General features: G+C 74.4%; 29 protein-coding genes and 1 pseudogene. 12 read left to right on the top strand and 18 right to left on the bottom strand.

From position 1 onward, the window contains the following. The first annotated feature begins 112 nt into the window (after positions 1-112). Positions 113-1,096, top strand: a complete 984-nt coding sequence (locus ACWCOM_RS04225; RefSeq protein WP_454547489.1) for an aldo/keto reductase — start codon at positions 113-115, stop codon at positions 1,094-1,096. An 89-nt stretch (positions 1,097-1,185) separates the two neighbouring features. Beyond that, entirely contained in the window at positions 1,186-1,917 is a 732-nt protein-coding gene (locus ACWCOM_RS04220; RefSeq protein ID WP_454547488.1) for a DUF72 domain-containing protein, read from the top strand. 16 nt (positions 1,918-1,933) lie between these two features. Here the strand turns inward: ACWCOM_RS04220 and ACWCOM_RS04215 are convergent, their stop codons facing one another. The 3 genes from ACWCOM_RS04215 to ACWCOM_RS04205 are packed head-to-tail and all read right to left on the bottom strand — an operon-like array spanning position 1,934 to position 5,132. Continuing rightward, the gene (locus ACWCOM_RS04215) at positions 1,934-3,019 is read right to left on the bottom strand and encodes a threonine aldolase family protein (protein ID WP_454547487.1); all 1,086 of its coding nucleotides are present in this window, start codon (positions 3,017-3,019) and stop codon (positions 1,934-1,936) included. Position 3,020: 1 nt separating this feature from the next. Continuing rightward, positions 3,021-3,698, bottom strand: coding sequence for an SDR family NAD(P)-dependent oxidoreductase (locus ACWCOM_RS04210; protein ID WP_454547486.1), 678 nt, complete (start codon positions 3,696-3,698; stop codon positions 3,021-3,023). A 3-nt stretch (positions 3,699-3,701) separates the two neighbouring features. After that, entirely contained in the window at positions 3,702-5,132 is a 1,431-nt protein-coding gene (locus tag ACWCOM_RS04205) for a DUF6421 family protein (protein WP_454547485.1), read from the bottom strand. A 125-nt stretch (positions 5,133-5,257) separates the two neighbouring features. Between ACWCOM_RS04205 and ACWCOM_RS04200 the strand changes: the two genes are divergently transcribed. Next, positions 5,258-5,713, top strand: a complete 456-nt coding sequence (locus tag ACWCOM_RS04200; protein WP_454547484.1) for an Lrp/AsnC family transcriptional regulator — start codon at positions 5,258-5,260, stop codon at positions 5,711-5,713. A 40-nt stretch (positions 5,714-5,753) separates the two neighbouring features. Here ACWCOM_RS04200 and ACWCOM_RS04195 read toward each other — a convergent pair whose 3' ends face one another. After that, a complete protein-coding gene (locus tag ACWCOM_RS04195) occupies positions 5,754-6,530 on the bottom strand; it encodes an SDR family NAD(P)-dependent oxidoreductase (protein ID WP_454547483.1) in 777 nt (258 codons plus the stop codon). Between the two features lies 1 nt (position 6,531). Further along, a pseudogene (locus tag ACWCOM_RS04190) lies at positions 6,532-7,190 on the bottom strand (FadR/GntR family transcriptional regulator). Between the two features lie 285 nt (positions 7,191-7,475). Between ACWCOM_RS04190 and ACWCOM_RS04185 the strand changes: the two are divergent. After that, complete coding sequence (locus tag ACWCOM_RS04185; RefSeq protein WP_454547482.1) at positions 7,476-8,681, top strand: MFS transporter; 1,206 nt, start codon at positions 7,476-7,478, stop codon at positions 8,679-8,681. Between the two features lie 74 nt (positions 8,682-8,755). Here ACWCOM_RS04185 and ACWCOM_RS04180 read toward each other — a convergent pair whose 3' ends face one another. The 8 genes from ACWCOM_RS04180 to ACWCOM_RS04145 all read right to left on the bottom strand — a co-directional run bounded on the left by ACWCOM_RS04180 (position 8,756) and on the right by ACWCOM_RS04145 (position 13,586). Beyond that, a complete protein-coding gene (locus ACWCOM_RS04180; protein WP_454547481.1) occupies positions 8,756-9,310 on the bottom strand; it encodes a hypothetical protein in 555 nt (184 codons plus the stop codon). 134 nt (positions 9,311-9,444) lie between these two features. Further along, positions 9,445-9,906, bottom strand: coding sequence for a class F sortase (locus ACWCOM_RS04175; protein WP_454547480.1), 462 nt, complete (start codon positions 9,904-9,906; stop codon positions 9,445-9,447). A gap of 290 nt (positions 9,907-10,196) precedes the next feature. Beyond that, positions 10,197-10,703 carry a hypothetical protein gene (locus tag ACWCOM_RS04170; protein ID WP_454547479.1) on the bottom strand — a complete coding sequence of 169 codons (507 nt, stop codon included), beginning with the start codon at positions 10,701-10,703 and terminating at the stop codon, positions 10,197-10,199. A 335-nt stretch (positions 10,704-11,038) separates the two neighbouring features. After that, positions 11,039-11,689, bottom strand: coding sequence for a hypothetical protein (locus tag ACWCOM_RS04165; RefSeq protein ID WP_454547478.1), 651 nt, complete (start codon positions 11,687-11,689; stop codon positions 11,039-11,041). 3 nt (positions 11,690-11,692) lie between these two features. Beyond that, a complete protein-coding gene (locus ACWCOM_RS04160) occupies positions 11,693-12,259 on the bottom strand; it encodes a DUF6286 domain-containing protein (RefSeq protein ID WP_454547477.1) in 567 nt (188 codons plus the stop codon). Further along, the gene (locus ACWCOM_RS04155) at positions 12,256-12,708 is read right to left on the bottom strand and encodes an Asp23/Gls24 family envelope stress response protein (RefSeq protein WP_454547476.1); all 453 of its coding nucleotides are present in this window, start codon (positions 12,706-12,708) and stop codon (positions 12,256-12,258) included. The genes ACWCOM_RS04160 and ACWCOM_RS04155 overlap by 4 nt, the downstream gene beginning before the upstream one ends. Further along, entirely contained in the window at positions 12,705-12,881 is a 177-nt protein-coding gene (locus ACWCOM_RS04150) for a hypothetical protein (protein ID WP_454547475.1), read from the bottom strand. The genes ACWCOM_RS04155 and ACWCOM_RS04150 overlap by 4 nt, the downstream gene beginning before the upstream one ends. 156 nt (positions 12,882-13,037) lie before the next feature. Further along, positions 13,038-13,586 carry an Asp23/Gls24 family envelope stress response protein gene (locus ACWCOM_RS04145; protein ID WP_454547474.1) on the bottom strand — a complete coding sequence of 183 codons (549 nt, stop codon included), beginning with the start codon at positions 13,584-13,586 and terminating at the stop codon, positions 13,038-13,040. 320 nt (positions 13,587-13,906) lie between these two features. On the opposite strand from ACWCOM_RS04145, the gene ACWCOM_RS04140 reads away from it, so the two are divergent. From ACWCOM_RS04140 to ACWCOM_RS04130, 3 genes are read left to right on the top strand one after another with little or no spacing between them, the layout of a single operon-like run. Further along, positions 13,907-14,515 (top strand): RNA polymerase sigma factor, encoded by a 609-nt coding sequence (locus tag ACWCOM_RS04140; RefSeq protein WP_454547473.1) that lies wholly within the window; start codon positions 13,907-13,909, stop codon positions 14,513-14,515. After that, the gene (locus ACWCOM_RS04135; RefSeq protein ID WP_454547472.1) at positions 14,506-15,108 is read left to right on the top strand and encodes a hypothetical protein; all 603 of its coding nucleotides are present in this window, start codon (positions 14,506-14,508) and stop codon (positions 15,106-15,108) included. Before ACWCOM_RS04140 ends, ACWCOM_RS04135 begins: the two co-directional genes overlap by 10 nt. After that, positions 15,101-15,469, top strand: a complete 369-nt coding sequence (locus ACWCOM_RS04130) for a hypothetical protein (protein WP_454547471.1) — start codon at positions 15,101-15,103, stop codon at positions 15,467-15,469. The genes ACWCOM_RS04135 and ACWCOM_RS04130 overlap by 8 nt, the downstream gene beginning before the upstream one ends. Before the next feature lie 68 nt (positions 15,470-15,537). Here ACWCOM_RS04130 and ACWCOM_RS04125 read toward each other — a convergent pair whose 3' ends face one another. The 3 genes from ACWCOM_RS04125 to ACWCOM_RS04115 all read right to left on the bottom strand — a co-directional run bounded on the left by ACWCOM_RS04125 (position 15,538) and on the right by ACWCOM_RS04115 (position 19,275). Next, a complete protein-coding gene (locus ACWCOM_RS04125; protein WP_454547470.1) occupies positions 15,538-16,482 on the bottom strand; it encodes a helix-turn-helix domain-containing protein in 945 nt (314 codons plus the stop codon). Positions 16,483-16,561: 79 nt separating this feature from the next. After that, a complete protein-coding gene (locus ACWCOM_RS04120) occupies positions 16,562-17,491 on the bottom strand; it encodes an aminoglycoside phosphotransferase family protein (protein WP_454547469.1) in 930 nt (309 codons plus the stop codon). Positions 17,492-17,559: 68 nt separating this feature from the next. Beyond that, complete coding sequence (locus tag ACWCOM_RS04115) at positions 17,560-19,275, bottom strand: purine-cytosine permease family protein (protein ID WP_454547468.1); 1,716 nt, start codon at positions 19,273-19,275, stop codon at positions 17,560-17,562. 182 nt (positions 19,276-19,457) lie between these two features. Here ACWCOM_RS04115 and ACWCOM_RS04110 point away from each other — a divergent pair, with 182 nt between their 5' ends. The 5 genes from ACWCOM_RS04110 (at position 19,458) to ACWCOM_RS04090 (ending at position 23,760) form a co-directional block, all read left to right on the top strand. Further along, a complete protein-coding gene (locus ACWCOM_RS04110) occupies positions 19,458-20,210 on the top strand; it encodes a 5-oxoprolinase subunit PxpA (RefSeq protein WP_454547467.1) in 753 nt (250 codons plus the stop codon). 64 nt (positions 20,211-20,274) lie between these two features. Further along, positions 20,275-20,514 carry an acetyl-CoA carboxylase gene (locus ACWCOM_RS04105; RefSeq protein ID WP_454547466.1) on the top strand — a complete coding sequence of 80 codons (240 nt, stop codon included), beginning with the start codon at positions 20,275-20,277 and terminating at the stop codon, positions 20,512-20,514. Between the two features lie 3 nt (positions 20,515-20,517). Continuing rightward, on the top strand, positions 20,518-21,906 hold the full coding sequence (locus ACWCOM_RS04100) for an acetyl-CoA carboxylase biotin carboxylase subunit (RefSeq protein WP_454547465.1): 1,389 nt from the start codon (positions 20,518-20,520) through the stop codon (positions 21,904-21,906). Further along, positions 21,903-22,811, top strand: coding sequence for a 5-oxoprolinase subunit B family protein (locus ACWCOM_RS04095; protein WP_454547464.1), 909 nt, complete (start codon positions 21,903-21,905; stop codon positions 22,809-22,811). The genes ACWCOM_RS04100 and ACWCOM_RS04095 overlap by 4 nt, the downstream gene beginning before the upstream one ends. Further along, positions 22,795-23,760 carry a 5-oxoprolinase subunit C family protein gene (locus tag ACWCOM_RS04090; protein WP_454547463.1) on the top strand — a complete coding sequence of 322 codons (966 nt, stop codon included), beginning with the start codon at positions 22,795-22,797 and terminating at the stop codon, positions 23,758-23,760. The genes ACWCOM_RS04095 and ACWCOM_RS04090 overlap by 17 nt, the downstream gene beginning before the upstream one ends. A 102-nt stretch (positions 23,761-23,862) precedes the next feature. Here the strand turns inward: ACWCOM_RS04090 and ACWCOM_RS04085 are convergent, their stop codons facing one another. Next, positions 23,863-24,225, bottom strand: coding sequence for a hypothetical protein (locus tag ACWCOM_RS04085; RefSeq protein ID WP_454547462.1), 363 nt, complete (start codon positions 24,223-24,225; stop codon positions 23,863-23,865). A gap of 26 nt (positions 24,226-24,251) precedes the next feature. Continuing rightward, complete coding sequence (locus tag ACWCOM_RS04080; RefSeq protein WP_454547461.1) at positions 24,252-25,004, bottom strand: SDR family NAD(P)-dependent oxidoreductase; 753 nt, start codon at positions 25,002-25,004, stop codon at positions 24,252-24,254. Between the last annotated feature and the right edge of the window lie 4 nt (positions 25,005-25,008).

Genomic DNA, 25,008 nt, shown 5'->3' with positions numbered 1-25,008 from the left:
GCGCGGGGCCCGCCGCACCGCATGGTGGACCCCGGCGCCCCCCGATCGGCGGGGCGCCGTCCCCCGCGCAGCCGGGAGACTCCCACCGAACGCGGAACGGACGACACGACGCATGGAACACCGCACACTGGGCAGAACCGGACGGGCCGTCTCCACCGTGGGCCTGGGCACCTGGCAGCTGGGCGCCGACTGGGGCGAGGTGGACCCGGCCGAGGCCACCGCCGTCCTGGAGGCGGCCGTGGAGTCCGGGGTCGACTTCTTCGACACCGCCGACGTCTACGGCGACGGGCGCAGCGAGCAGACGATCGGGGCGTTCCTGCAGGCGCACCCCGAGCTGGACGTCACCGTGGCCACGAAGATGGGCCGGCGCGTGGACCAGGTCCCCGAGAACTACGTGCTGGCCCACTTCCGGCAGTGGGTGGACCGCTCGCGCCGGAACCTGGGCACCGACACCCTCGACCTGGTCCAGCTGCACTGCCCGCCCACGCCGGTCTACAGCGACCAGGAGGTCTACGACGCCCTGGACACCCTCGTGGAGGAGGGTGCGATCCGCCACTACGGCGTGAGCGTGGAGCGCACCGACGAGGCCCTGGCGGCGATCGCGCGCGGGAACACCGCCACGGTGCAGATCATCCTCAACGCCTTCCGGCTCAAGCCGCTGGACGCCGTGCTGCCGGCGGCGCGGGAGGCCGGCGTCGGGATCATCGCCCGGGTGCCGCTGGCCTCGGGCCTGCTCTCCGGGAAGTACACGAAGGACACCCGGTTCGCGGAGGACGACCACCGCAACTACAACCGCACCGGCAGCGCCTTCGACGTCGGCGAGACGTTCTCCGGGGTCGACTTCGAGCGCGGCCTCGAGGCGGTCCGGGAGTTCTCCGAGCTGCTCCCGGAGGGCACCCCCACCGCCCGGGCCGCTCTCGCCTGGGTGATCGCCCAGGACGGCGTCAGCACGGTGATCCCGGGGGCGCGCAGCGTGGAGCAGGCCCGCGCCAACGCGGCGGCCGCCGACACCGGGTCCCTGGGCCGCGACATCGACGAGGGGGTCCGCCGGATCTACGACGCCTACTTCCGCGAGAGCGTCCACCCCCGCTGGTGACCGGGCCCGGCGTCGTCGCACCCGGCCCCGGGGACGGGCGCGACGACGACGCGGCGGGACCCGCCGTGCCGCCGGGATAGCGTGGGCGGATGGGCTGGCACATCGGCACCTCCGGGTGGAGCTACGACCACTGGGAGCACGTCCTCTATCCGCCGGGCACGCCCCGGGCCGGGCGCCTGGCGCGCTGCGCCGAGGTCTTCTCCACCGTGGAGCTCAACGCGAGCTTCTACCGGTGGCCGCGCGAGAGCACCTTCGCCGGCTGGAACCGGCGCCTGCCGCCGGGCTTCCGGATGTCGGTGAAGGCGCCCCGCGGCCTGACGCACGCCAAGCGGCTCTACGCCCCGGAGACATGGGTACGGCGCATCGCCGCGTCCTGGCACGAGCTGCGCGACCGGCGGGGCGTGCTCCTGGTCCAGCTCGCCCCCACCCACGCCCGCGACGACGCGCGGCTGGACTGGTTCCTGGCCGCGCTGCCGGACTGGGTCCAGGTGGCCGTGGAGTTCCGCCACGACAGCTGGGTGCACCCGGAGGTGTTCGCGCTCCTGCGCAGGCACGGCGCGGCGTACTGCGTCATGAGCGGGGCCGGGTTGCCCTGCGTCCTGGAGGCCACGGCCCCTGTGGTCTACGTCCGCCTCCACGGCCCGGACCAGCACCACCTGTACGCCGGGTCCTACTCGGACGCGGACCTGGCGTGGTGGGCGGAGCGGATCCGCGAGTGGGACCGCTCCGGGCACGAGGTCCACGCCTACTTCAACAACGACGGCCACGGCCACGCCGTGCGCAACGCTTTGACCCTGCGGCGCCTCCTCGACGGCGACTGAGGGCGGCCGGCGGATCTTACCCCACGGCCTGCGCCCGGGCTGCGAGCTCGCAGCGCAGCGCCATCACGAAGGCGTCGACGTCCTCGGCCGTGGTGTCGAAGCTGCACACCCAGCGCACCTCGCCCGTCGCGGCGTCCCAGTCGTAGAACCGGAACCGCCGGCGGAGGCGGTCGGCGACATCGGCGGGCAGGACGGCGAAGACGGCGTTCACCTGGGTCGGCTGGGTGAAGGCCACCCCGGGCATCGACCCGTCGGCGACGCCCGCCTCGATCCCGGCGCGCAGGCGCCGGGCCATCGCGTTCGCGTGGCCGGCGGTGCGCAGGTACAGGTCCCCGTCCAGCAGCGCCAGCAGCTGGGCCGAGACGAACCGCATCTTCGACGCGAGCTGCATCTGGTACTTGCGCAGGTGGACCAGGCCCTGGGACGCCGCCGCGTTCAGCACCACCAGGGCCTCGGCGCCCAGCGCCCCGTTCTTGGTGCCGCCGAGGGCGAGCACGTCGACGCCGACGTCGGTGGTGAAGGCGCGCAGGGGCAGCCCCAGGGCGGCCGCCGCGTTGGCGAGCCGGGCGCCGTCCAGGAAGACGGACATGCCGTGCGCGTGCGCGTGCTCCGTGACGGCCCGGATCTCGTCCGGCGTGTACAGGGTGCCGAGCTCGGTGGACTGGGTGAGGTGGACGACGAGCGGCTGGGCGCGGTGCTCGTCCCCCCAGCCCCAGGCCTCGGCGGCGATCCGCTCGGGCGTGAGCTTGCCGTCCGGCGCCGGCACGGGGAGGAGCTTGATGCCCGCGGACTTCTCGGGCGCGCCGCCCTCGTCGACATGGATGTGCGCCGAGTCCGCGCAGATCACCGCGCCCCAGCGAGGGAGCATCGACTGGAGGCCGACGACGTTGGCGCCCGTGCCGTTGAACATCGGCCACACCGAGGCCCCCTCGCCGAAGTGACGCACGACCACGTCGTGCAGGCGCGCCGTGTACGCGTCCTCGCCGTAGGCGACCTGGTGGCCGCCGTTGGCCTCGGCCAGGGCGTCGAGCACCTCCGGGTGGACCCCGGAGTAGTTGTCGGAGGCGAAACCCCGCACCTGCGGGTCGTGGATCTTCTGCATGTCAGTCCGTTTCCTTCTCCGGGATTGTCAGGATCGAGTCGTTGAGCTCGGCCGGGTCGGCGGTCCACAGCTCGGCATAGGCCTCGGCCAGCCGGTCCTCCAGGCCGGCCAGGGCCTTCACCCGGAAGATCACCGCGGCGGCGCGCTGCGGCTCGCCAGCCTCCCGGGCGGCCTTCACCCAGCCCTGGGCCACGGCCCGGGTCCAGGCCTCGCTCGCGGCCTTGACCGCGGCGTAGTTCGCCCCGCCCGCGAGCGGCCGGGCCACCGCGGTCGAGGACACGATCGCCAGCCGGCCCGCCGGCGAGGCCCGCAGGTCGTCGTCGAAGGCGCGGCTCAGGTGCCGCAGCGCGGTGAAGGAGGCCTCCAGTGCGCGGTAGTCCTCCTCGGTCTGCCCGGCGAGGCCGCCGCCGCCGCGCCAGCCGCCCACGAGGTGCAGCAGCCCGTCGACCGACAAGCCGCGCTCGTGCAGCCGGCGGGCGAGCGTGCGCACGGCGTGCTCGTCGGTCAGGTCCAGCCCCTCGGTGTTCGCCCCGAGGGCGGCGAGGGGAGCCAGCTTCTCCGCGCTGCGGCCCGTGGCGACGACGCGGGCCCCGGCGACGGTCAGGGCCCGCGTCGCCGCCAGCCCGGCGGCGCTGGTCGCGCCGGCGATCAGCACGGTGCGGCCGGTCGGATCGGTCATCGCTCAGTCGTCCGAGGCGCGGATGCCGGTGGTCGACGCGATGACGCCTCGCATCTTCTTCTCGAGCGCCTCGAAGAACATCGACAGCGGGAACTCGTCGTCCAGCACCAGGTCCGTGTACCCCTTCGGCGGCCCGGCGAGGACCTCGCGCGGGAGTCCCTGCGCCCACACCGACGCAGGATGCGGGGTGACCACGGAGGCGACGAGCTCGTAGGCCTTCAGCCAGTGCGCTGTCTTCGGCCGGTCGATCGACTCCCAGTACAGCCGGTCGATCGCGTCACCGAGCTCGACCACCGCATCGGCGACCCGGTCCCAGTCGACGCTGAGCTCGACGTCGCGCCACCGCAGCACGTGCCGGCGGTGGAGCCAGGCGAACAGCAGCTGCCCGCCCAGCCCGTCGTAGTTGCGGACCCGCGACCCGGTGATCGCGAAACGGAAGATCCGGTCGAAGACCACCGCGTACTGCACCAGCACGGCGTGGCGTCGGGTCTGCTCCTCGAGCGCGGTGAGCTCCTCGCCGGCCGCCGCGCGCGCGGTGAGCGCCCGCTCGATCCTGACCGATTCGCGGAACGCCGTCAGGTCGCAGCGCAGCTCCTCCAGGGAGTACAGGAAGAACGGCATCCGCTGCTTGACCATGAACGGATCGAACGGCAGGTCGCCGCGCATGTGCGTGCGGTCGTGGATCATGTCCCACATCACGAAGGTCTTCTCGGCGAGATCCTGGTCCGCCAGCAGTGCCGCGGCCTCCTCGGGCAGGTCCAGCTTCGTGATGCCGGCGGCCGCGGTGACCACACGGCGGTAGCGCGCCGCCTCGCGGTCCTGGAAGATGGCCCCCCACGTGAACGGCGGGATCTCCCGCATCGCCACGGTCTCGGGGAAGAGCACCGCCGAGTTCGTGTCGTATCCCGGGGTGAAGTCGATCAGCCGCAGGGACACGAATGCTGTGTTGCCGTAGCGCCCGGCCTCGAGCTCGGCGACGAACTCCGGCCAGATCGCCTCGACGATCAGGGCCTCGACGTATCTGTTCGCCGATCCGTTCTGGGTGTACATCGGGAACACGACGAGGTGGCGGATGCCGTCGACCCGGTGCCGCTGCGGCTGGAACTCGACGAGGGAGTCCAGGAAGTCCGGCACCCCGAAATCCCCGTCGGCCCAGCGAGCGAAGTCGGCGGGCAGGGCGGCCAGGTACCCCGCGTCGTGCGGGAACAGCGGCGCCAGCTCCGCGGTCGACGCCACGATCCGCCCGACGAGCTCGCGCGCCGCCGCGTGGTCGGAGGCCTCCGGGACCGACCCGTCGGCGGCCTGCAGGGCCTGCAGCTCCGTGGCCGCGGCCTTCAGCCGCAGCCACGCCGGGCTCGACTCCACGGCGCGGGCGCCCTCCACGGCCTCGAGCTCTCCGACGACGGCCGGCGCCGCCTGCAGTGACGTGGACATAAAAGCCCTCCTATTCGCGGAATCAACGGAAAAATTCCGGTGATATAGCTCACACACAGGAACATTCACATGCCCTGGAGGGACTGTCAACCCTCGCGCCACGGCGGGCTGATAGCGTTCGGGCCATGGACGACCCTGTCGACGTACGGCTGGCCACCGAGGTCTCCCACGACCCGCGCGCCACCCTCGCTCAGCTCTCCGAACGGGTCGGCCTCTCGACCTCGGCCGTGCAGGCACGCCTGCGCAAGCTCGAGAGCAGCGGGGTGATCGTCGGCTATCAGGCGATCCTCGACCCCGAGGCCGTCGGCAGGCCGCTGGCGGCGTTCATCGAGATCACCCCGCTCGATCCCCGTCAGCCCGACAACGCCCCCGAGCTCCTCGAGCCCCTCACGGCGATCGAGGCCTGCCACTCGGTGGCCGGGGACGCCGCCTACATGCTGTTCGTCCGGGTGGGCTCGCCCCGGGAGCTCGAGGCGCTCGTCAACGAGGTCCGCCACACGGCCTCCGTCAACACCCGCACCACCGTGGTGCTGCAGACCTTCTACGAGCACCGGCCGATGCTCCCCGCCGTCGAGGCCTGACGCCCGCACCGGTGCCGCCGGGGCAGGGGACCCGGGCGGATCAGGAGATCTGCAGCCCGCCGTTGATGTCGTAGGTGGCCGCGGTGATGTACCCGGCGTCCTCGCCGACGAGGAAGGCCAGCAGCGCGGCCATGTCCCGCACCGTGCCCACGCGGCCCACGAGGATGTCCTGGGCCATTCCCGCCTTCCGCTCCTCGGTCAGCGTGCCGCCCATGATGTCGGTGTCCACGGGGCCGGGGGCGATGCAGTTCACCGTGATCCCGTGCTCGCCCATCTCGCGGGCCACGGCCCGGGTGAAGCCGATGATCGCGGCCTTGGAGGCGCTGTAGGCGGCCTTGGAGTAGGTGCCGCCCCCGCGCTGGGCGGAGATCGAGGAGATGCTGACCACCCGGCCCAGCCTCCGCTCGATCATCCCGGCCAGGATCCGCTGGGTCACCAGGAACGTGCCGGTCATGTTGATCGCAAAGACCCGGTCCCAGGTCTCGCGGGTCTCGTCCATGAAGTCGGTGGGCGAGCTGATCCCGGCGCAGTTCACCAGGGCCACGACCGCGGGCAGCTCGGCCTCCACGCGGGCCACGGCCTCGTGCACGGAGGTCTCGTCGGACACGTCGGTGCGCAGCCCGAGCGCCGGCACGCCGTGCCGGTCGGCGATCTCGCGGGCGGCCTCGGCGGCCGCGTCGCCGTCGATGTCCAGGACGGCCACGCTCCAGCCCTGGCTCGCGAGCAGGTCCGCGGTGGCGCGGCCGATGCCCCGCTCGGAGGCGGCGCCGGTGAGTACGGCGGTGCGCTCGGCGGGGAAGGCAGGGGTCTCGGTCATGTCAGTCGTCTCCTGTGCGGTGGTTGTCCGTGCGGTGGTTTTCCGTGTGGTGGTTTTCCGTGCGGTGGTCGTCGGGCGGGGTCGGGTGGTCGGCCCCCGGGTTGGTGCCGGCCAGGAGGCCGATGTAGTGCTCGTAGTCCTCGGCGGTCTGGTCGAGGTGGTCCTCCATCGCCGTGCGGGCGGCCGCGGGGTCGCGGGAGGCGATGGCCGCCAGGACCAGCCGGTGGTGCCGGATGGCGTGGCGCTGGACCTCGGGGAAGGCCGAGGTGTTCCGGCGTTCGGCGTAGAGCAGCTGGGCGAGCCGGCCCAGCAGGACCGGCACGAACGGGTTGCCGGAGGCGCGCAGCACGGCGTCGTGGAAGGCCATGTCCGCGGCGGTCACGGCGTCGAGGCCACGCCCCGGGCGGCCGCCTTGAGGACGGCCTCCAGACCGGTCCACGCGTCCGGCGGATCGACGAAGGTCCCGAGCCCGCGCCGGACCCGGACGATGTCCTGCGCCTGCAGGGCCTTGAGCGCCTCCCGGACGGTGAGCCGGCTGACCTCGTGCTCCCGCGCGATCTGCGCCTCCGGCGGCAGCGCCTCGTGCGGGGCGATCTCGCCGTGCAGGATGCGTTCGAGCAGCTCCTCCGCGACCGCCTCGACCAGCGACTTCCTAGCCATCGGCGCCTCCCCCCGGTGCATCGCCACGGGTGCACGGCGGTCGGCAGGTCGCGGCCCGCCATCCGGCGGTGCCGTTCCCGAGCACGAACGCCCCAGGAGTCACAGCAGTTCCGTTCCCTTGTCAGATGTCTTACCTGTGGTCAGCCTCACATGATCCGTGCCGGCCGTCAACGTCCCGCCGCCGGCATTCCGCCCGGGCGCCGGCGGCCCTCCCCACCGGCACGGGGGCGCGCCGCCCCGTACGCTGTCCGGAGATCTCCGCCTCCCGCCCCGAAAGGCTGCACCGTGCTCACCGACACCGTATCGGCCACCACCCGACGGGCCCGCCTGGGCCTCGGCCTCCTCGGCGTGCTGCTGATCGGGGTGAACCTGCGGGTCGGCTTCGTGACCGTGGGCCCGCTGCTGGAGGAGATCAGCCGCGAGCTGGGCATCTCCGCCGCCCAGGCCGGGCTCCTGACCGGCCTGCCCCTGGCCATGTTCGCGTTGTTCTCCCCGGTGGCGCCGGTGCTGGCCCGCCGGACGGGCCTGGACCGGGCGCTGTGGCTGTCTCTGCTGCTGCTCGCGGCCGGGATCGTCGGCCGGTCCGCGCCGGTGCCCGGCGCGGTGTGGCTCGGCACCGCCCTCGTGGGCGTCGGCATCGCGTTCCTCAACGTGCTGCTGCCCTCGCTCGTGAAGCGGGAGTTCCCGCAGCGGGTGAGCCAGGTGACCGGGCTCTACACGTCGGTCCAGGGCGCGGTCGCGGCGGTCGGCTCCGCCCTGGTGGTGCCCGTGGCCCACGCCGGGGCGGGCGGGTGGCGCCTGGCCCTGGGAGTGTGGGCGGTGCTCACCGTGCTCGCGCTGGTGCTCCTGCTGCCGTGGCTGCGGCAGCGGCCCTCCGCCGCCGGCCCCCGCGGGACGGCGGCGGAGCGCTTCCGCTCGCCCTGGCGCTCCGCGCTGGGCTGGCAGGTCACCCTGTTCATGGGCCTGCAGTCGGTCGCCTTCTACGTCTACATGGCCTGGCTGCCGAGCATCGAGCGCAGCCACGGGGTCTCGGCGACCACCGCCGGCACGCACATGGCCCTGTTCCTGCTGGTCGGCATGGCGGCCAGCCTGAGCTCCGGGGCGCTGATGCACCGGTTCGGCGACCAGCGGGTCGTGGCATTCAGCGGGGCCCTGCTGGCGCTGGCCTCCTACGCCGGCCTGGCCGCCGCCCCGGGACTGGTCCTGCTGTGGGTGGTGCTCGGGGCCGCCGGCTGCGGCAGTCTCATCGTCGTGGCCCTGTCCCTGTTCAGTCTGCGCTCGGGCGGCCACCAGCAGGCCGCGGCGCTGTCCGGGATGGCGCAGTCCGTGGGCTACGGGCTGGCCGCGGTCGGGCCCGCCGCCTTCGGCGCCCTGTACGACGCCGGCGGGCGGTGGGAGCCGCCGCTGCTGATCATGGCCGGCCTGATGGCGGTGCTGTGCGGCGTCGCGCTGCTGGCGGGCCGGGACCGCGTCATCGCGCCGTCCGTCTGAGGCGCGGCCGGGCGGCGCGACGCCGCCCGGCCGGGCGGCGGGGCGGCGGCGCGGTCAGGACCCGGCGGCGCGGATCAGGCCATGTGGGGCCGGGCGAACCACTGCTTGACCGGGGCCTTGAACGCGGTCACGAGCCACAGGACGTTGACCACGACGAAGAGCACCGCGAGGATCAGCGAGACGATGCCGAGGCCCGCGATCGCCATGCCGCCGACGAACAGACCGAGGACCGTGGTGACGACGCTCAGGATCCCGAGCACGATCCCCAGGACGCGGGCCCAGTTCTTGCCCTTCTTCAGGAACACGTAGATCAGGGCGTAGAGGACCATCGCGACGACGATCAGCACGATCGTGGTGACCATCGCGATGCCCTGGGTCGAGGCGATCTGCTCCGCGGAGAGGCCCGCCTCCTCGAGCGCTGCTGTTTGCTCCCCGGAGGAGCTCGTGAACAGGGAAACGAGTTGGCTGAGCAGGTAGATCCCCGCCGAGGCGAGGGTCAGGGTCAGGAGCCGGCCCAGCTCGGGCGGGGCGGCGGCGGGCCGGCCGGCGCCGTACCGGTCGCCGCCCGCCGCGTTGTAGCTGGGCGGGCCGGAGGGGGTGCCGGGCCGGTCGGGGTACGGATTGCTCACGGGGATCTCCTTCGGTGGAACGGACAGAGGTCGCCCTCCTATCCTCCCCGGGAATTAGCGAATGCACCTCCGCCGCGCGGCCGAGGCGTGCCCCCACTTCTGCGCCGGGCCTCCCCCGCGGGAGGCAGTGCCGCTCACGCCAGGAGCCGCGCGTAGACCACGTAGTTGTCGTCGAACAGCCCGGTGGCCGGGTCGTAGCCGTCGCAGGTGATCAGGCGCAGCTCGGGGCCCTCGGTGTTGCCGTAGACCGACAGCGTGGGAAAGGCGTCCTTCGCGTACTGCTCCCCGCGCTCGACGGCAAAGACGGCCGTGCCGCCGTCCTGGCGCACCACCTCGATCCGGTCCCCCGGCGCCAGGCCCCGCAGACCGGCGAACACCCCGGGACCGCCGTCGGTGGCGTTGACGTGCCCCAGCAGCACCGCCGGCCCGCGCTCGCCCGGGGTGGGCGAGCCGGTGTACCAGGACGCGGGGGCGCCGGGGTGGGTCGGCGGCACCTCGAGCGAGCCGTCGGGGCGCAGGCCCAGGTGCAGCAGCTCCGAGTCCGTGCCGGCGGCCGGGATGCGGACGGCCACGGGCGCGGAGGGCGCCAGGGCCACCGGCCCGGTCTCCGGGACGGGCGCCGGCGGTGCCGAGGGCCCCGCGGACGGGCCCGGCGCCGACCTCGCCGACGCCGCGGCCGGCGGGCCCGACGGGGCGCCGGGCGAGGAGCTCGGGGCGGACGCCGAGGCGGCCGGCGGCGACGGCGTCGTGGGCTGCGCGGGCGCCTCGGCCGCACAGCCGCTCAGCAGGAGGAGGGCGACCGCCGCAGGGGCCAGGCGGCCCCTGCGGCGGTCCGCGGTCGGGTCCGTCACGGGGATCGACTCCCGGCGAGCCGGACGTGCCCGCGCTACGCCCGGCCGGTGGTGCGCCGGCGCACCACCACCGCGGCACCGGTGGCCAGGGCCAGGCCGGCGCCGAGGACGAGCCCACCCGCCCCGGAGCCGTCCTGCACCGCGGCGCCGGTGTCGGCGCCGCCCACGGGCACCTCGTCCACCTGGGTGTACGGGTCCCCCCCGGGCACCTCGCCGGGCTGGGCGTCGGGGCCCGGGCCCGCGCCGGGGATCCAGTCGATGATGGTGTGGCTGTACCCGCCCTGGTCGTTCTCCACGGGGATGCGCGTGGGGTCGTAGGCCCAGTCGGCGCTCTCGCACACGACCCCGTTCCCGTCCTCGTCGACGAGGTCCGGGCCGTGGCTGACCGAGCCGACGGGGATGTTGTGGACGCCGTACTGGGCGGCCGTGGCGCAGTCGGTGAAGACCATCGGGTCGCCGGGTCCGGCCGCCGCCGGCGCCGCCGTCAGGGCCGAGAGCCCGACGGCCATTATCAGGGCCGGACCAGCCGTGTGCTTGTTCATGGAGTCCCCACAATCTCGCAGAGGAAGGGTTTGCGAAGGCATCGTAGGCTCGGAATGTGATCTGTGTCACTTCGCTCCTCGCACCTCGTTCCCGGCCACGTCTCCGCACCGGCGCCCGGCCGCGCCGGGACCGTGCTCCCGAGGACGGCGGGGTGTTGTGTGACGTACGCGGACCCCTGCATGACGAGCCGGTCCGCCGGCCCTCTCCTCGGCGTCCCCCATCCGCAGGACGGGCGCGCCGCGGCGGCGCCCCGACCACCGCCGCCCGGGACGTCGACCGCGGCAGGCGGGCGTCCCGGGCGACCCGCCCCGGGGCGGCGGTTCCGGTGCGGTGCTCAGGCGGCCTGTGCGACGTCCGCGGAGGCCGGGTCCCGGGGGCCGGCCCCCTGGACCGCGGTCCGCGTGTCCCGTGCGGCGGCGCGGGAGACGTCCAGGCGGACCGCCACGTGGGCGGGCTCGACCTCGAGGGCCTGCGTCAGGTCGGCCACCACCGTGCCGTAGACCTGGTCCAGCACGCGTTCGACGGACGCGCCCGCCGTCAGCGTCAGGTCGAGGAGCAGCTCGGGCTCCCGGGCCGACCCGGAGAGCTCCACGCCGGCGCGCCTCACCTCGGGCAGCTCCTCGCACTGGGCCCGGACGGCGGCGGCGATGACGGACGGCGCGATGGTGACCGTCCCGTGGTCGTCGTCCTGGTGGAGCCGGTAGTCCACGGGCCGGTCCCTGGTGGGGATCTGGTGGGCCAGCCACCACAGGGCCCCGAGCAGGGTGAGCCCGACCAGAGCCGTTCCGACCGGCAGCAGCACCTGGCCGAGGGGTCCCAGCAGGTCGCCCAGCGCGGCCCCGTCGGCGGGGGCGAGCTCCCCCAGCCCCGGGACGCGGGACACCGCACCGGTGGCGAGGAGCACCAGCCAGGTCCCGGCGAGGGCGAGGACCAGGCCCAGGAGGGTGAGCAGGATTCGGTTGCGGGCGCCGGAGACGGTGCGCATCGGTCAGCTCCTCTTCTCGGTCACGGTCACGGAGACCGTCGGAGTGGTGGTCAGGGGCAGGCGGACGAAGGCGTCCTCGGCCACGGTCCGCACCCGGTCGCGCAGACCGCCGGTGCTGCGCAGCGGGGTGTCCACGTGCAGCCGGACCCGCCGGTCGCGCACCGTGGCGCGGACCCGCCCCACGCCGTCGACGCGGCCGGTGCGCGCCTCCAGCAGCCGGCCCAGGCCGCGGTGGGTCAGGACGGTCTCTTCGGAGCCGCCGTAGAGGTGGCCGGGCACGCGCAGCCGGGCGCTGCGGTAGCGGCCCGGGACGAGCGCGCACAGCAGCAGGACGAGCCCGAGGACGCCCAGCACGATGCCGGCGGCGAGCACGCCCGGGTCGGTGACCGGCGTCTCCAGCACGGCGGGCACGGCGGAGGCGACCGGCTCGGGCCAGGAGCCCCGGCCGAAGCGCAGGACCGCCGCCCAGGCCAGGTAGCCGGCGGCGCCCAGGGCGAGCAGGCCGACCAGGACGGAGGGCACCACCCGGGCCGGCCGGCGGCGCAGGGGCGGGAAGGACGGAGTGCTCACAGCAGGGCTCCTCTCGTGCCACGGGTGCGGGCGGGGTGCAGCCAGGAGATCTCGACGTCCACCTGCTCCACCGTCAGACCGGTCAGGCGCTGGACCCGTTCGGCGACGTGGGTGCGGATCCGGTCGGCGGTCCGCCGCAGGGGGGCGGGGTAGGCCACGCCCAGGTCGAGGGTGATCACGGCGGCCGTGCCGAAGATCTCGGCGTCGGCCGTGGGGCGCCGCTCGAAGTCGCGGCGCGCGCCGAGGCCGAGCACGCCGCCGGACGCGGCGCCGACGGCGTCGAGCTCCCAGGCGGCCTGGGCCGCGATCTTGGCGACCACGGACGCCGGCATGGTCAGGGTGCCGCGCGCGACCGGATCGGCAGCGGCCGGAGCGCGCCCGTCCGGGTCCGGACGGTGCGTCCCCGCCGGAGCGGGCGCGGAGGCGGAACGGGTGGTGACGGTGGTCATCGGCGGGCGCGCCCCGTGATCTCGGACAGGTCGAGCTTGCCCTCGAGGATCCGGCCGACGAGCAGTCCGGCGGCGCCGAACAGCACGACGAGCAGGAACTGTGTGAAGGTGCCGAAGGCCACGACGAACCCCAGGAAGAGGCCGACGAGCAGGGCGGTGCGGGAGACAGACACGGGGAGGTCCTTTCCGGGACGACAGGACGGGGCGAACAGGACGGGAAGAACAGGGCAGGGCGGGGCGGGCGGCCAGGGCGGGTGGCCCTCGACCGCGTCCGCCCCGGGTCCCGCCCGGCGCGGGCGGCGCCGGGCGGGGACGGGGCCGGCCGGGAGCTACTCCAGCTCGCCCGCCGTGGCGGAGGAGCCGCGGGGGGCGGACTCCTCCTCGGGCAGGTGGACGTCGGAGACGTTGACGTTCACCTCGACCACCTCCAGGCCCGTGGTCTGCTCCACCGCCTGGATGACGTTGCGGCGGATGCCGTTGCCGACCTCCACCACGGAGGCGCCGTAGTCGACGACCACGGTGACGTCGATGGCCGTCTGGCGCTCGCCCTTCTCCACGCTGATCCCCCCGGAGACGTTGGTCTGGGAGTTGGGGATCCGCTCGCTGATGGCGTTGAAGGCGCGCCGGGCCGCGTTGCCCATCGCGTAGACGCCGGGCACCTCGCGGGCGGCCATCCCGGCGATCTTCGCGACCACGGTGTCCTCCAGGGTGGTGTTGCCGCGCTCGGTCTGCAGCGGGCCCACCGGCCGGCGGCGCTCGGGCACGGTGGAGCCGTCCCGGGCCTCCTCGCGGGCACGCTCCTCGCCGGTGCGGGGAATGACGGCGCCCGGCTGGGACAGGTTCTCGCCGGGGCGGGGGGCGGAGGTGTTCTGGGCCATGGTGCTGCTCCTTCGATCGGGAACGGACGGGTCGTGCACGGGTCGGCGGACTGCGCCCGCGCCGGGATGGGCGCGGGCGATCAGCGCCGGTACAGGAAGGACCGGCCGTCCCCACGGTTCGTCACGCACCATTCGAGGTGATCTGCATCACAGTGCAGATCACACCGCGGCCGCGCGACTCCTCCCATCCAAGCCGGTGATCGCTAGATCGTCTAGCTATATCCGGCGGAATGGGGCATGCTGGCCCAGGCGCGTCCCGGAGCACCGGGACACCGGGCTCCCACGCAGGTGCCCAGCGACGACGGAAGGCAGACCCCCACGTGGACAGCACCGCCCCGGAGGCCCCGCACGATGCGGCGGCGCTCGACGAGGACACCCTCGTCGCCCGGGCCCAGGACGGGGACGTCGACGCGTTCGAGGTGCTCGTCGTCCGGTACGAGGGCAGGCTCTACCGCTACGCGTACGGGATGGTCGGCAACCGCCAGGACGCCGAGGACGTCGTCCAGGACGCCCTCATCCGGGCGTGGCGGGCCCTGCCCACCCTCACCACCCCGGGCGCGTTCGGCGGCTGGCTCTACCGCATCACCTCCCGCCGCTGCCTGGACCTGCTGCAGCGTGCGGGCAGCCGGGAGACGGAGCCGTGGGCACCCGAGGAGATGCCGGACTCCACGGCCCCACGTGACACAGTGGGTCCACGGCCGCCCTCGGATCCTGCGGCGGCGACCGAGACCGCCCACCAGATGGACGACCTCACCCGCCTGGTCCACCAGCTGCCTCCCCCGTTGCGGGCGTGCTGGCTGATGCGGGAGGTCCAGGAGCGCCCCTACCGGGAGATCGCCCAGGCGCTGTCCATATCCGAGGCGACCGTGCGCGGGCGCATTGCCCGGGCGCGGGCCGAACTGGCGAAGGGGATGATGTCGTGGCGATAGACGAACACCCCCGGCTGGGGTGCGGACGCAGCATCGACGACGTGTGGGCGGGCATCGACCGCCCACCGGACTCCCACGAGGCGGACTGCGAGCAGTGCCGCGCGGCCCGGGCGAGCCTGCAGACCCTGCGCTCGATCACCGCCCGCCAGCGGGCGCTCGAGGAGACCGCCGCCACCGACCCCGACGAGAGTCTCCGCCCGAGCTCCCGGGTGCGCGAGAACGTCCTGGCCGTGGCCCGCGCCGAGGTGCGCCGGGGGCGGCGCATCCCGGCCGGCACCACCGAGCTGGGCCCCGTGCTGGTGAGCGAGCAGGCCCTCGTGACGCTCGTGCGGCTCGCCGCCGACTCCGTCCCGGGGGTGCGCACCCGACGGATCGAGCTCACCCCGCGGCGGCGCACCGACGGCGGGCTCGGCTACGACCCGGGGGCTCCCGTGCTCGACGCCGTCACGTGCCGGATCGCCATCTCCCACACGGTGTCCGTGCCGCGGGTGAGCACGGAGATCCGGCACCGCGTCACCGCGGTCCTGAGCCGTCACATCGCCGTGGACCCCGGCGCCGTGAACATCGTTGTGGAGGACGTCTACGATGCCTGAGATCGACAGCTCGCACCTCCACCCCGCCGGCGCGGGGCCCGATCCCGCCGCGGTCGTCGACGCCCTCACCACGGTGGTGCTCGCCGTGCCCGGCGTCACCCGCCTGGAGCCGTCCCTGCTCGGCCGGGTGGGTCAGTGGGGCGGCGCCCTGCTCCGGCGCGACGCCCTGCTGGGCGGCCAGGGCCTGGAGCTGGACCTCATGGGGACCACGGCCGCCGTGTCCGTGGACATCGCCGCCTCCCCCCGGCACCGGCTGGGCACCGTGGCCGAGGAGGTCCAGGCGGCGGTGTCCGGCGCCCTGGAGGACATGGGCCTGACCTGCACCTCGGTGACCGTCTCGGTGCTGTCCATCGCCGACTAGCCCGGGGGCCCTCGATCCGGGGGCCCTCGATCCGGTGCCCCGCGCCCCGGGGGGCACCGTCCCGGGCGTCACCGCTCCAGGGTCCGCCTCGGCGACACGCCGTAGACCGCCCGGTAGGCGCCGGCGAACCGGCCCGGATGGGCGAAGCCCCACCGCGCCGCGGTCTCCCGCACGGTGTCCCCGCGGGCGGGATCGCCGGCGAGCAGGTCGGCGTGGGCGGCGGCCAGCCGGGTGGAGCGCAGGTAGGCGGCCGGGGTGAGGCCCCGCGGGTGGTTGGCGCGGAAGGCGCGCACCAGGGCCTCGGTGGTGGTGCCGGCGGCGCGCGCGGCGTCCTCCACGGTGACGGGCAGGGAGGCGTGGCCGTCGAAGAAGGCCACCGCGATGCGGTACACGCGGATCTGGGCCTCCATGGACAAGGTCCGCTCCTGCCGGTCCCCCACCAGGGGGAAGCACTCCAGCATGGCCACGGCCAGGTGGCGGGTCAGCTGCGCGCGCACCAGGGGCTCGGCGAAGGCCGCGGAGTCCACCGTGTCACGGGCCAGGCCGGCCAGGTCGGTCCAGTACCGTCCCAGCCGGTCGGTGACCGGCCGCGCGGAGGCGAAGGCCACGGGCGTCCCGGTGCCGTAGACCGTGTCGGCGACCCCCTGCAGCAGGGGGCGGGTGAGGTTGATGGTGGTCGCCGCCAGGGCGTCCCCGACGACCAGGATCGGGTGACCGGGACGGAACAGCACCGGGGAGCGGAGGCCGGTGCCGGCCTCCGTGCCGGTGGACCACTCGTAGCGGGTCGCGCGGCCGTCGGTGACGCCGAAGACCTCGGTGTCGCCCCACGAGGAGAACGCCCCGTCCACGCCCAGCCGCACCACCGACAGGTGCTCGTCGCCGTCGTGGCGGTGCCGGTAGCAGAACTCCGGGCGGGCCGGCGTGAACGTGAAGGGCACGCGCACCTCGGCGAACAGGGACGCGACGGCGTCCGGATCCCGGACCGTGGCCACGCGGTGGACCGGTGCGCTCATCGGCGTGCTCCCCATCGGCTCGCTGCGTGCGGGTGGGACGCCCGGTCGGTGCCCCCCACCGGCCCCCCTCTCCACCAGTCTACGGGCCGGGCGCACGGCCGGCGGGGCCGAGTTCGCGGACCACGTGCTCGACGACGGGGCCGAACGCCGGCGCGGTGCCCACCGGTCCGGCCGTCAGCGCGATCGCGTACAGGGCGGCCCATGCGGCGGCGCGGCGCCACACGTCGGCGTCGTAGCGCCCGGTGCCGTCGGCGAGCGCCCGGAAGGCGGCGCGCTGCGGGGCGTCGAGGACCAGCCACGCGGCGGCGAGGTCGGAGGCGGGGTCGCCGGCGCAGACGTCGCCGAAGTCGACGAGCCCGGCCAGCCGTCCGGCGCGGTGCACGAGGTTCCAGGGGTGGGGGTCGCCGTGCAGCCAGACCGGCGGCCGAGTCCAGGCCGCGGCCCGCGCCCCGTCCTGGACGACGTCCCGGAGCCGTTCGGCGGTCCCCCGCCCGAGCGCGGCCGCCGTGGCCGGCCAGGCGGCGGGCACGGTGCGGAGCCGGTCGGTGAGGGGCACGCCGCGGTAGGGGTTGTGCGGGGCCTCCGGCGGGGCGGGCACGTGCAGGGCGCTCAGCGCCCGGGCCAGGTCGGTGGCGAGCCGGCCGCGGTCGGCCACGGGCAGCAGCGCGACCGCCTCCCCCTCGATCCACCGCGTGAGCAGCCACGGCCAGGGGTACCCGGCGCCGGGCCGGCCGGGGAAGACCGGCACCGGCGCCTCGATGCCGAGGGCGCCCAGCGGTGCGCTCGCGGCGGCCGTCCAGCGCTGCTCGTGCACCAGGCCGGGTACGGCGGCCTGCCGGACGGGCAGGCGCACCGCGTGGGCGGGACCGAGCCGGAACATCGCGTTGTCCCAGCCCTGCGCGGCCGGGACCGGCGCCGACTCGGCCAGCGCCCGCAGCGGGGCGGGCAGCTGCTCCTGCAGGAGGCGGCGCACCAGCGTCGTCGTCGGGCGGAGCTCGGGGGCGGGCACGCGACCAGGGTACGGCGGAGGCCCCGCCTCCGGGCGGGGCCTCCCGGGGGCGGGGCCTCCGCCGGCGGTCAGGGCTGGGCGGGCAGCACGTAGCGGCCGGTCCGGTCGGTGGCCAGGGCGAGGGAGGAGATGTACTGCTTCTCCCCGTGCGGGCCGGGCTCGGCGGAGAGCAGCATGTCCGGGCGCTCGAACTCCAGGCCGCTGACGTGGCAGGTGAGCTTGGCGTCGGAGGGGTTGCCGTCGGCGTCGAACATCGGCAGGTCGATCCCGTCGTCGGTGCGCCGCAGGTAGTACTTCCCGCGGGTGGCCACGGCGAGCAGGGGCGGGCAGACCAGGGCCAGGCCGATCGCGAACATCGGCGAGTACGGCTGCACGCCGGCGCCGAAGGCCCCGAAGAACACGGCGATCGAGACGCCGGCGGAGAGCAGCATCGAGACGAAGCCGACCGGGTTGACGGCGTAGAGCATGCCGCGGCGGAACTCGGGGACCTTCGGGGAGAGCTTGAGCAGGTACTTGTTGACGGCGATGTCCGTGGCGACCGTGACCACCCACGCCATGGCGCAGTTGGCGTAGAAGCCGAGGATCGTGTTGAGGAAGTCGAACATGTTCGCCTCCATCAGCACCAGGGCGATGGCGAGGTTGACGAGGACGAAGACCATCCGGCCCGGGTAGTGCCGGGTGAGGCGGGTGAAGCTGTTGGTCCACGCCAGGGAGCCGGAGTAGGCGTTGGTGACGTTGATCTTCAGCTGCGAGACCACCACGAGGACCAGGGCCAGGGTGAGCGCCAGCCAGGTCGGCATCATCTCCTCGTAGACGCCGAGGAACTGGTGCACCGGCTCGTCGGCGGTGGCGGAGGCGGCCGGGTCGAGCTTGGCCAGCAGCCAGACGGTGATGAACAGGCCGGTGGCCTGCTTGAGGGCGCCGAAGACCACCCAGCCGGGCCCGCCCAGGACCACGGCGGTCCACCACGCGCGGCGGTTGGCGGCGGTCTTGGGCGGCATGAAGCGCAGGTAGTCGATCTGCTCGGCGATCTGCGCCATCAGGGACAGGCACACCCCGGCCGCGAGCATGACCGCGGCGACGCTGACCCCGCCGTCGCCGCTCTCGCCCTGGTAGGCGAAGAAGGTCTCGACCGAGCCCGGGTTGGTGAGCACGAGGAAGGCGAGCGGGAAGACCATGAGCAGCAGCCACAGCGGGGTGGTCCACACCTGCAGCTTGGCCAGGGTGTTCATCCCGTAGATCACCAGGGGGATCACCACGAGCGTGGAGACCGCGTACCCGATCGCCTGCGGGACGCCCAGCACCAGCTCGAGGCCCTGGGCCATGATCGAGCCCTCCAGGGCGAAGAAGATGAAGGTGAACGTCGCGAAGATGATGTTGGTGACCACGGACCCGTAGTAGCCGAAGCCCGAGCCGCGGGTGATGAGGTCCAGGTCGATGTTGTACCGGGCCGCGTAGTAGGCCAGGGGCAGGCCGGTGGTGAAGATGATGACCGCGGCCACGAGGATGCCCAGCAGGGCGTTGGCCGTGCCGTGCGCCATGCCGATGCTGGCGCCGATGGAGAAGTCGGCGAGGTAGGCGATCCCGCCCAGGGCGCTGGTGGCCACCACGCCGGGGCCCCACTTGCGGTAGGAGCGCGGGGCGAAGCGCAGCGTGTAGTCCTCGAGGGACTCCCGGGTGGCCTGGCTGACGACGCGGTCGGGGGCGCCGGTGGCGGGCGCCCCGGCCGGGGCGGGTGCGCCCGCGGCGGGATCGGCGGGTGGTGGGAGAAGCTTCTCGGACATGGCGGCTTCCTTCGGTCGAGGGGTCTCGCCTGCGAACCTAGGGAGGCCGTGAGGCCGGGCCGTGTCGTCGCTGTTTCACGGCCGTAAATGCGGGGGCGTCCCCTGCTCCGCTCGTCCGTCCGCCGCGCGTCGCTGTCGGTCTTCCCGTTCCCCCGGAGGCGCGACATCCCTAGGCTGTGACCATGGCCACACCACGGACCCGCACCCGGCCGACCGTCAACTCCGACATGGGCGAGGGCATCGGCCTGCACCGCTTCGGCAACGACCCGGAGCTGCTGCAGGTGGTGAACCTCGCCAACGTCGCCTGCGGCTTCCACGCCGGGGACCCGGACATCATGTCCGCCACGGTCGCCGGCGCCGTGGCCCACGGCGTGCGGATCGGGGCGCACCCCTCCCTCCCGGACCAGTGGGGCTTCGGCCGCCGCGCCATGGTGCTCACCCCGGAGGAGGTCGAGTCCCTGGTCCGCTACCAGGTGGGCGCCCTCACCGGCTTCCTGCTCCAGCACGGCGCGGAGCTGCACCACCTCAAGCCGCACGGCTCGCTCTACGGCATGGTCGCCAGGGACCCCGCGCTCATGGAGTCCGTGGCCGCGGTCGCCGCCGACTACGGCGTGGCGGTGCTCGGGATGGCCGGCACCGCCCACGAGGCGGTGTGCGCCGAGCGCGGCGTGCCGTTCGTGGCCGAGCTCTACGTGGACCTGGACTACGACGCCGGGGGCGGGCTGATCATCCGGCGCACCCCGCACGCCACCGACCCGCGGGCCGCCGCCGAGCGGGTGGCGCAGGCCCTGGAGCAGGGCACCGTGCGCGCCGAGGACGGCACGGAGCTGCCCGTGCGCTTCGAGTCCGTCTGCGTGCACTCGGACGCCCCCGGCGCCCCGGTGGTCGCCCGCGCCGTGCAGGAGGCGATCGACGCCCACGTCCCCGCCGGCTGACCCGGCGGACGGCCCGAGGAACCACCAGCAGGAACCAGCCGCAGCACCGACCGAAAGGACCGACATGGCCGAGATCCAGTCCCCGCTCCCCGGCGTCTTCTACCGCCGCCCCGCCCCCGGCAAGGACCCGTTCGTGCAGGACGGCGACCGGGTCGAGGCCGGTCAGGTCATCGGCCTCATCGAGGTGATGAAGCAGTTCTCGGAGGTCCAGACCGATTCGGCCGGCACCCTGGAGGGCTTCCGGCTCGAGGACGGGGACATGGTCCACCCCGGGGACGTCATCGCCGTCGTCGCGGAGAGCTGAGCCGTGGCGATCTCCTCGCTGCTGGTGGCCAACCGGGGCGAGATCGCGGTCCGGATCCTCCGCTCCGCCCGCAGCGCGGATCTGCGCACGGTCCTGGCCGTCAGCGAGGCCGACCAGGACTCGATGGCGGCGGGCCTCGCCGACGCCGTCGCCGTCGTCGGGCCCGCCCCCGCCCAGAAGTCCTACCTGAACGCGGAGGCACTCGTGGCCGCGGCCCGGGAGCACGGCTGCGACGCGGTGCACCCCGGCTACGGCTTCCTCTCCGAGAACGCCGCGTTCGCCCGCCGCGTCCAGGAGGCGGGGCTGACGTGGGTGGGCCCCTCCCCCGAGGTCATCGACCTCATGGGCCACAAGACCCGCGCCCTGGAGGCCGCGGTCGCCGCCGGGGTGCCCGTGCTCGCCGGCTCCGGCGGGCCCCTGGAGGGCGACGACGACGCCGTCCTGGCGCTGGCCCGGGAGGTCGGGTACCCCCTGGTGATCAAGGCCTCCGCCGGCGGCGGCGGGCGCGGCATCCGCCGGGTGCGCGCCGAGGAGGACCTGCTGCGCACCGTCGACACCGCCCGCGCCGAGGCCGGGGCGAGCTTCGGGGACACCACGGTGTACCTGGAGCGCTTCGTCGAGCGGGCCCGGCACGTGGAGGTCCAGGTGCTGGGGGACGGCGAGACGTTCCTGCACCTGGGCGACCGCGACTGCTCCTTGCAGCGCCGCTCGCAGAAGATCGTCGAGGAGGCCCCGGCCCCCGACCTGCCGGACGCGGTCCGCGAGCGCATCCGGGGCTCCGCCGTGGACCTGGCCCGGCTCTGCCGCTACACCGGGGTGGGGACCGTGGAGTACCTCTACGACCCCGTCCGGCAGGAGGCGGCGTTCATCGAGATGAACACCCGCCTGCAGGTGGAGCACCCGGTCACGGAGTTCGTCACCGGTGTGGACCTCGTGGCCGAGCAGCTGCGGATCGCCTCGACCGGGCGGACGCGGCTGCGGCAGGAGGACATCGCCCTCACCGGCCACTCCGTGGAGTGCCGGATCAACGCCGAGGACCCGGAGCGGAACTTCCTGCCCAGCCCCGGGACCATCAGCCGGCTCGACTGGCCCGAGGGCGAGCACTGCCGCGTGGACAGCGGGGTGCGCGCCGGGGACGCCGTGGCCCCGTACTACGACTCGCTGCTGGCCAAGCTGATCGTGCACGGCGAGGACCGCGGGACCGCCGTGCGGCGGATGGGCGCGGCCCTGGCCGCCACGCACGTCGAGGGGATCCGCACCACGGTGCCGCTGCTGCAGCGGCTCGTGCTGGACCCGGTGTTCGCGGCCGTGGAGCACCACACCACCTGGATCGAGACCGAGCTGCTCGGCGGACCGCCCCGCGCGCAGACCGGTGAGGGGAGCACACCGTGACCGAGACCCTGCACCTGCCCACCGCCCGCTACACCTGGGGCGGGGACGAGTTCCTGTTCGTGGAGTTCGACGAGGCGATGAACCTCACCGCCAACTACCTGGCCACCACGGTGGCCCAGGGCCTCACCGGGCTCGCGCTGGACGGCGTGGTGGACGTCTGCCCCGCCAACGCGTCCCTGCTGGTGCGCTTCGACCCCGACGTCCTCGCCCCGGAGGAGCTCAGGCGCCGCACCCAGGAGCTGGAGAGCCAGGCCCGCACCTCCACCCAGCACACGGTGCGGACCCGGATCATCGAGGTCCCGGTCTGGTACCAGGACCCCTACACCGCCGAGGTCGTCCAGCGCTTCCGCGAGGGCTACCACCAGGACCCCTCCGGCACGGACCTCGACTACGCCGCCCACGTCAACGGCCTGGCCGACGCCGCCGAGTTCGTCCGCCGCCACCACGGGTCCCCGTGGCTGGTGTCCATGGTCGGGTTCGTGGCCGGGCTGCCGTTCATGTACCAGCTCGTCCCCCGGGAGCGGCAGCTGGAGGTGCCCAAGTACCTCAGCCCCCGCACGGACACGCCCCCGCTGACCGTGGGCCACGGCGGGTGCTTCGCCTGCATCTACTCCGTGCGCGGCGCCGGCGGCTACCAGATGTTCGGCGTCGCCGCCGCCCCGATCTACGACCCGGCCCAGGAGCTGCCCGACTTCCGGGACTTCCTCGTCCTCTTCCGCCCCGGGGACCTCGTGAAGTTCCGGCCGGTCGACGAGGCCGAGTACCGCTCCATCCAGCAGCAGGTCGAGGCCGGCACCTGGCGGTACCGGCAGGCGCCCGTGACCTTCGACGTCGAAGCCGCGCTCGCCGACCCCGACACCTACAACCGCACCCTCCTGGAGGCCCTCGATGGCGCTGAGAACTGAGCAGCCCGGGCTGCTGACCACCGTCCAGGACCGGGGCCGGTTCGGCCACTACGACGTGGGCATCCCGCAGGGCGGGGCCATGGACCAGGAGTCCGCCCAGGCCGCCAACAAGCTCGTGGGCAACTCCGCCGACGAGGCCGTGCTGGAGTGCACCTACACGGGCCCCTCCTTCACGGTGGACGCCCCGGCGACGATCGCGGTGGCCGGCGCCGACGTGCCCGTGCTGGTGAACGGGCAGGAGCGTCCGCCCTGGACGCGGATCGAGCTGGCCGAGGGGGACGCCGTGCGGTTCGGGGTGATCCGCGGCGGCGCCCGGTTCTACCTGGCCGTCCGCGGCGGCGTCGACGTGCCGGCGGTGCTCGGCTCCCGCTCCACCTACGCGATCGGGCGGCTGGGCGGGCTGCACGGCCGGAAGCTGGAGGCCGGGGACGTGGTGCCCGTGGGCGAGCCGACCGGCCTGCTGCCGGCGGTCCAGGAGATCCCCGCGTCCCACCGGCCCGCGCTCGGCGGTCCGCTGGAGCTGCGGATCGTGTGGGGCCTCTACGACCACCTGCTCACCGACGAGGGCCGGCGCCGGCTGGTCGAGGAGGACTGGAGGCTCACCCCGGTGGCCGACCGCATGGGCCTGCGCTTCGAGGGCCCCGGCGTGGAGTGGATCCGGCGGGAGCAGCCCTTCGGGGCCGGCTCGGACCCCTCCAACATCGTCGACGCCGGCTACGCCGTGGGCTCGATCCAGATCCCCGGCGGCACCCAGCCGATCGTGCTGCACCGGGACGCGGTCTCCGGCGGCGGCTACGCGATGGTGGGCACCGTGATCTCCGCGGACATGGACCTGCTGGCCCGCGCCACCCCGGGCACGGTCACCCGGTTCCGGGCGGTGGACCTGGAGGAGGCCCACCGGGCGCGGCGGGAGCGGGCCCGGCACCTCGAGGAGCTCTGGGCCCTGTGACCGCCCCGCGGTCGCGGCCCGGACGCTGACGAGGTCCGGGCCGCGACGACGTCCGGGCGGCCCCCGCGGAGGGACCGCCCGGACGTCGTCGCCGGCCCGCGCTCACACGGTGTCGGCGCTGAGCAGCAGCGCCCGCACGAGCCGTCCCGCGTCCATGGCCGGTCCGCCGTGGCGGTGCCCGTCCTGGAGGAGCCGCTCGAAGTCCGCGCCGCCGTCGTCCGGCAGGCCCCGCCGGTCGGCGAGGTGCCGGTCCACCAGGGCGTCGGCCAGCGCCTCCACGTCGGGGAAGATCTGCTGGCCCCCCGTGGGCGGGGCCAGCACCCACCGGTCGCCGAGGACGGTGATCCGCGCGCGGCGCCCCACGCTGCGCCGCAGCTCCGCGAGGACGGCCTGCTTCAGGCCGTGGCGGTTGATGTAGGCCGTGAGCGTCGAGACCGCACGCCCTCCGGGGCATCCTGCACACATGTCGTGGCTGCCTCCTTCCGCGCCGGCTACGGCATCACGTCGCCGCTGTTGGGCCCCAGCGTCTGCCCGGTGTAGAGGTCGCCGCCGGGCGAGGAGGCCAGCAGCAGGGCCGTGGGGGCCACCTCGTGGGCCTGGCCGAAGCGGCCGATGGGCAGCTCCGCCTGCTTGGCGGCCTTCCACTCCTCGGACAGCCCCTCGATCAGCGGCGTCACGATGGGGCCCGGCGCGATGGCGTTGACCAGGATGCCGTGCTCGGCGAGCTCCAGCGCCATGGCCTTCGTCATGCCGATCACCCCCGCCTTGGCCGCCACGTAGTGCGTCAGGCCCGTGCCGCCCTTGATGCCCAGCTGCGAGGCGATGTTGATGATCCGCCCGCCGCCGCGCGCCACCATGTGGGGCGCGGCCCAGCGGGCGGCCAGGAACACGCCCTTGAGGTCCACGGCGAGGACCTTGTCGAACGTCGCCTCGGTCATCTCCAGCAGCGGCGTCTCGTCCAGGATGCCCGCGGCGCTGACCAGGACGTCGATCCCGCCGAGCTCCTCGGCCACCCGGTCCATCGCCGCCCGCACGGCCTCGCCGTCGGTGACGTCCGCGGCGAGCGCCGCGGTGCGGCCGCCGAAGGCCCCGCACTCCTCCGCGACCGCCCGGGCGTGCTGCTCGTCGCGGTCCAGCACGGCCACGTCGGCGCCCTCCCTGGCGAAGAGCATCGCGATCGCGGCACCGATGCCGCTGCCGCCCCCGGTGACGACGGCGACCCTGCCGGTCAGCTGCTGTTCCATGTCT

The sequence above is a fragment of the Kocuria sp. KH4 genome, assembly GCF_053711175.1.
This window is presented reverse-complemented; position numbering and strand designations above follow the sequence as displayed.

Excerpts from the sequence above, each read along its gene's own strand:
- ACWCOM_RS04225 (WP_454547489.1), top strand. The coding sequence starts at position 113 with ATGGAACACCGCACACTGGGCAGAACCGGACGGGCCGTCTCCACCGTG.
- ACWCOM_RS04220 (WP_454547488.1), top strand. The coding sequence starts at position 1,186 with ATGGGCTGGCACATCGGCACCTCCGGGTGGAGCTACGACCACTGGGAG.
- ACWCOM_RS04215 (WP_454547487.1), bottom strand. The coding sequence starts at position 3,019 with ATGCAGAAGATCCACGACCCGCAGGTGCGGGGTTTCGCCTCCGACAAC.
- ACWCOM_RS04210 (WP_454547486.1), bottom strand. The coding sequence starts at position 3,698 with ATGACCGATCCGACCGGCCGCACCGTGCTGATCGCCGGCGCGACCAGC.
- ACWCOM_RS04205 (WP_454547485.1), bottom strand. The coding sequence starts at position 5,132 with ATGTCCACGTCACTGCAGGCGGCGCCGGCCGTCGTCGGAGAGCTCGAG.
- ACWCOM_RS04200 (WP_454547484.1), top strand. The coding sequence starts at position 5,258 with ATGGACGACCCTGTCGACGTACGGCTGGCCACCGAGGTCTCCCACGAC.
- ACWCOM_RS04195 (WP_454547483.1), bottom strand. The coding sequence starts at position 6,530 with ATGACCGAGACCCCTGCCTTCCCCGCCGAGCGCACCGCCGTACTCACC.
- ACWCOM_RS04170 (WP_454547479.1), bottom strand. The coding sequence starts at position 10,703 with ATGAACAAGCACACGGCTGGTCCGGCCCTGATAATGGCCGTCGGGCTC.
- ACWCOM_RS04165 (WP_454547478.1), bottom strand. The coding sequence starts at position 11,689 with ATGCGCACCGTCTCCGGCGCCCGCAACCGAATCCTGCTCACCCTCCTG.
- ACWCOM_RS04155 (WP_454547476.1), bottom strand. The coding sequence starts at position 12,708 with ATGACCACCGTCACCACCCGTTCCGCCTCCGCGCCCGCTCCGGCGGGG.
- ACWCOM_RS04145 (WP_454547474.1), bottom strand. The coding sequence starts at position 13,586 with ATGGCCCAGAACACCTCCGCCCCCCGCCCCGGCGAGAACCTGTCCCAG.
- ACWCOM_RS04130 (WP_454547471.1), top strand. The coding sequence starts at position 15,101 with ATGCCTGAGATCGACAGCTCGCACCTCCACCCCGCCGGCGCGGGGCCC.
- ACWCOM_RS04125 (WP_454547470.1), bottom strand. The coding sequence starts at position 16,482 with ATGAGCGCACCGGTCCACCGCGTGGCCACGGTCCGGGATCCGGACGCC.
- ACWCOM_RS04115 (WP_454547468.1), bottom strand. The coding sequence starts at position 19,275 with ATGTCCGAGAAGCTTCTCCCACCACCCGCCGATCCCGCCGCGGGCGCA.
- ACWCOM_RS04110 (WP_454547467.1), top strand. The coding sequence starts at position 19,458 with ATGGCCACACCACGGACCCGCACCCGGCCGACCGTCAACTCCGACATG.
- ACWCOM_RS04105 (WP_454547466.1), top strand. The coding sequence starts at position 20,275 with ATGGCCGAGATCCAGTCCCCGCTCCCCGGCGTCTTCTACCGCCGCCCC.
- ACWCOM_RS04090 (WP_454547463.1), top strand. The coding sequence starts at position 22,795 with ATGGCGCTGAGAACTGAGCAGCCCGGGCTGCTGACCACCGTCCAGGAC.
- ACWCOM_RS04085 (WP_454547462.1), bottom strand. The coding sequence starts at position 24,225 with ATGTGTGCAGGATGCCCCGGAGGGCGTGCGGTCTCGACGCTCACGGCC.
- ACWCOM_RS04080 (WP_454547461.1), bottom strand. The coding sequence starts at position 25,004 with ATGGAACAGCAGCTGACCGGCAGGGTCGCCGTCGTCACCGGGGGCGGC.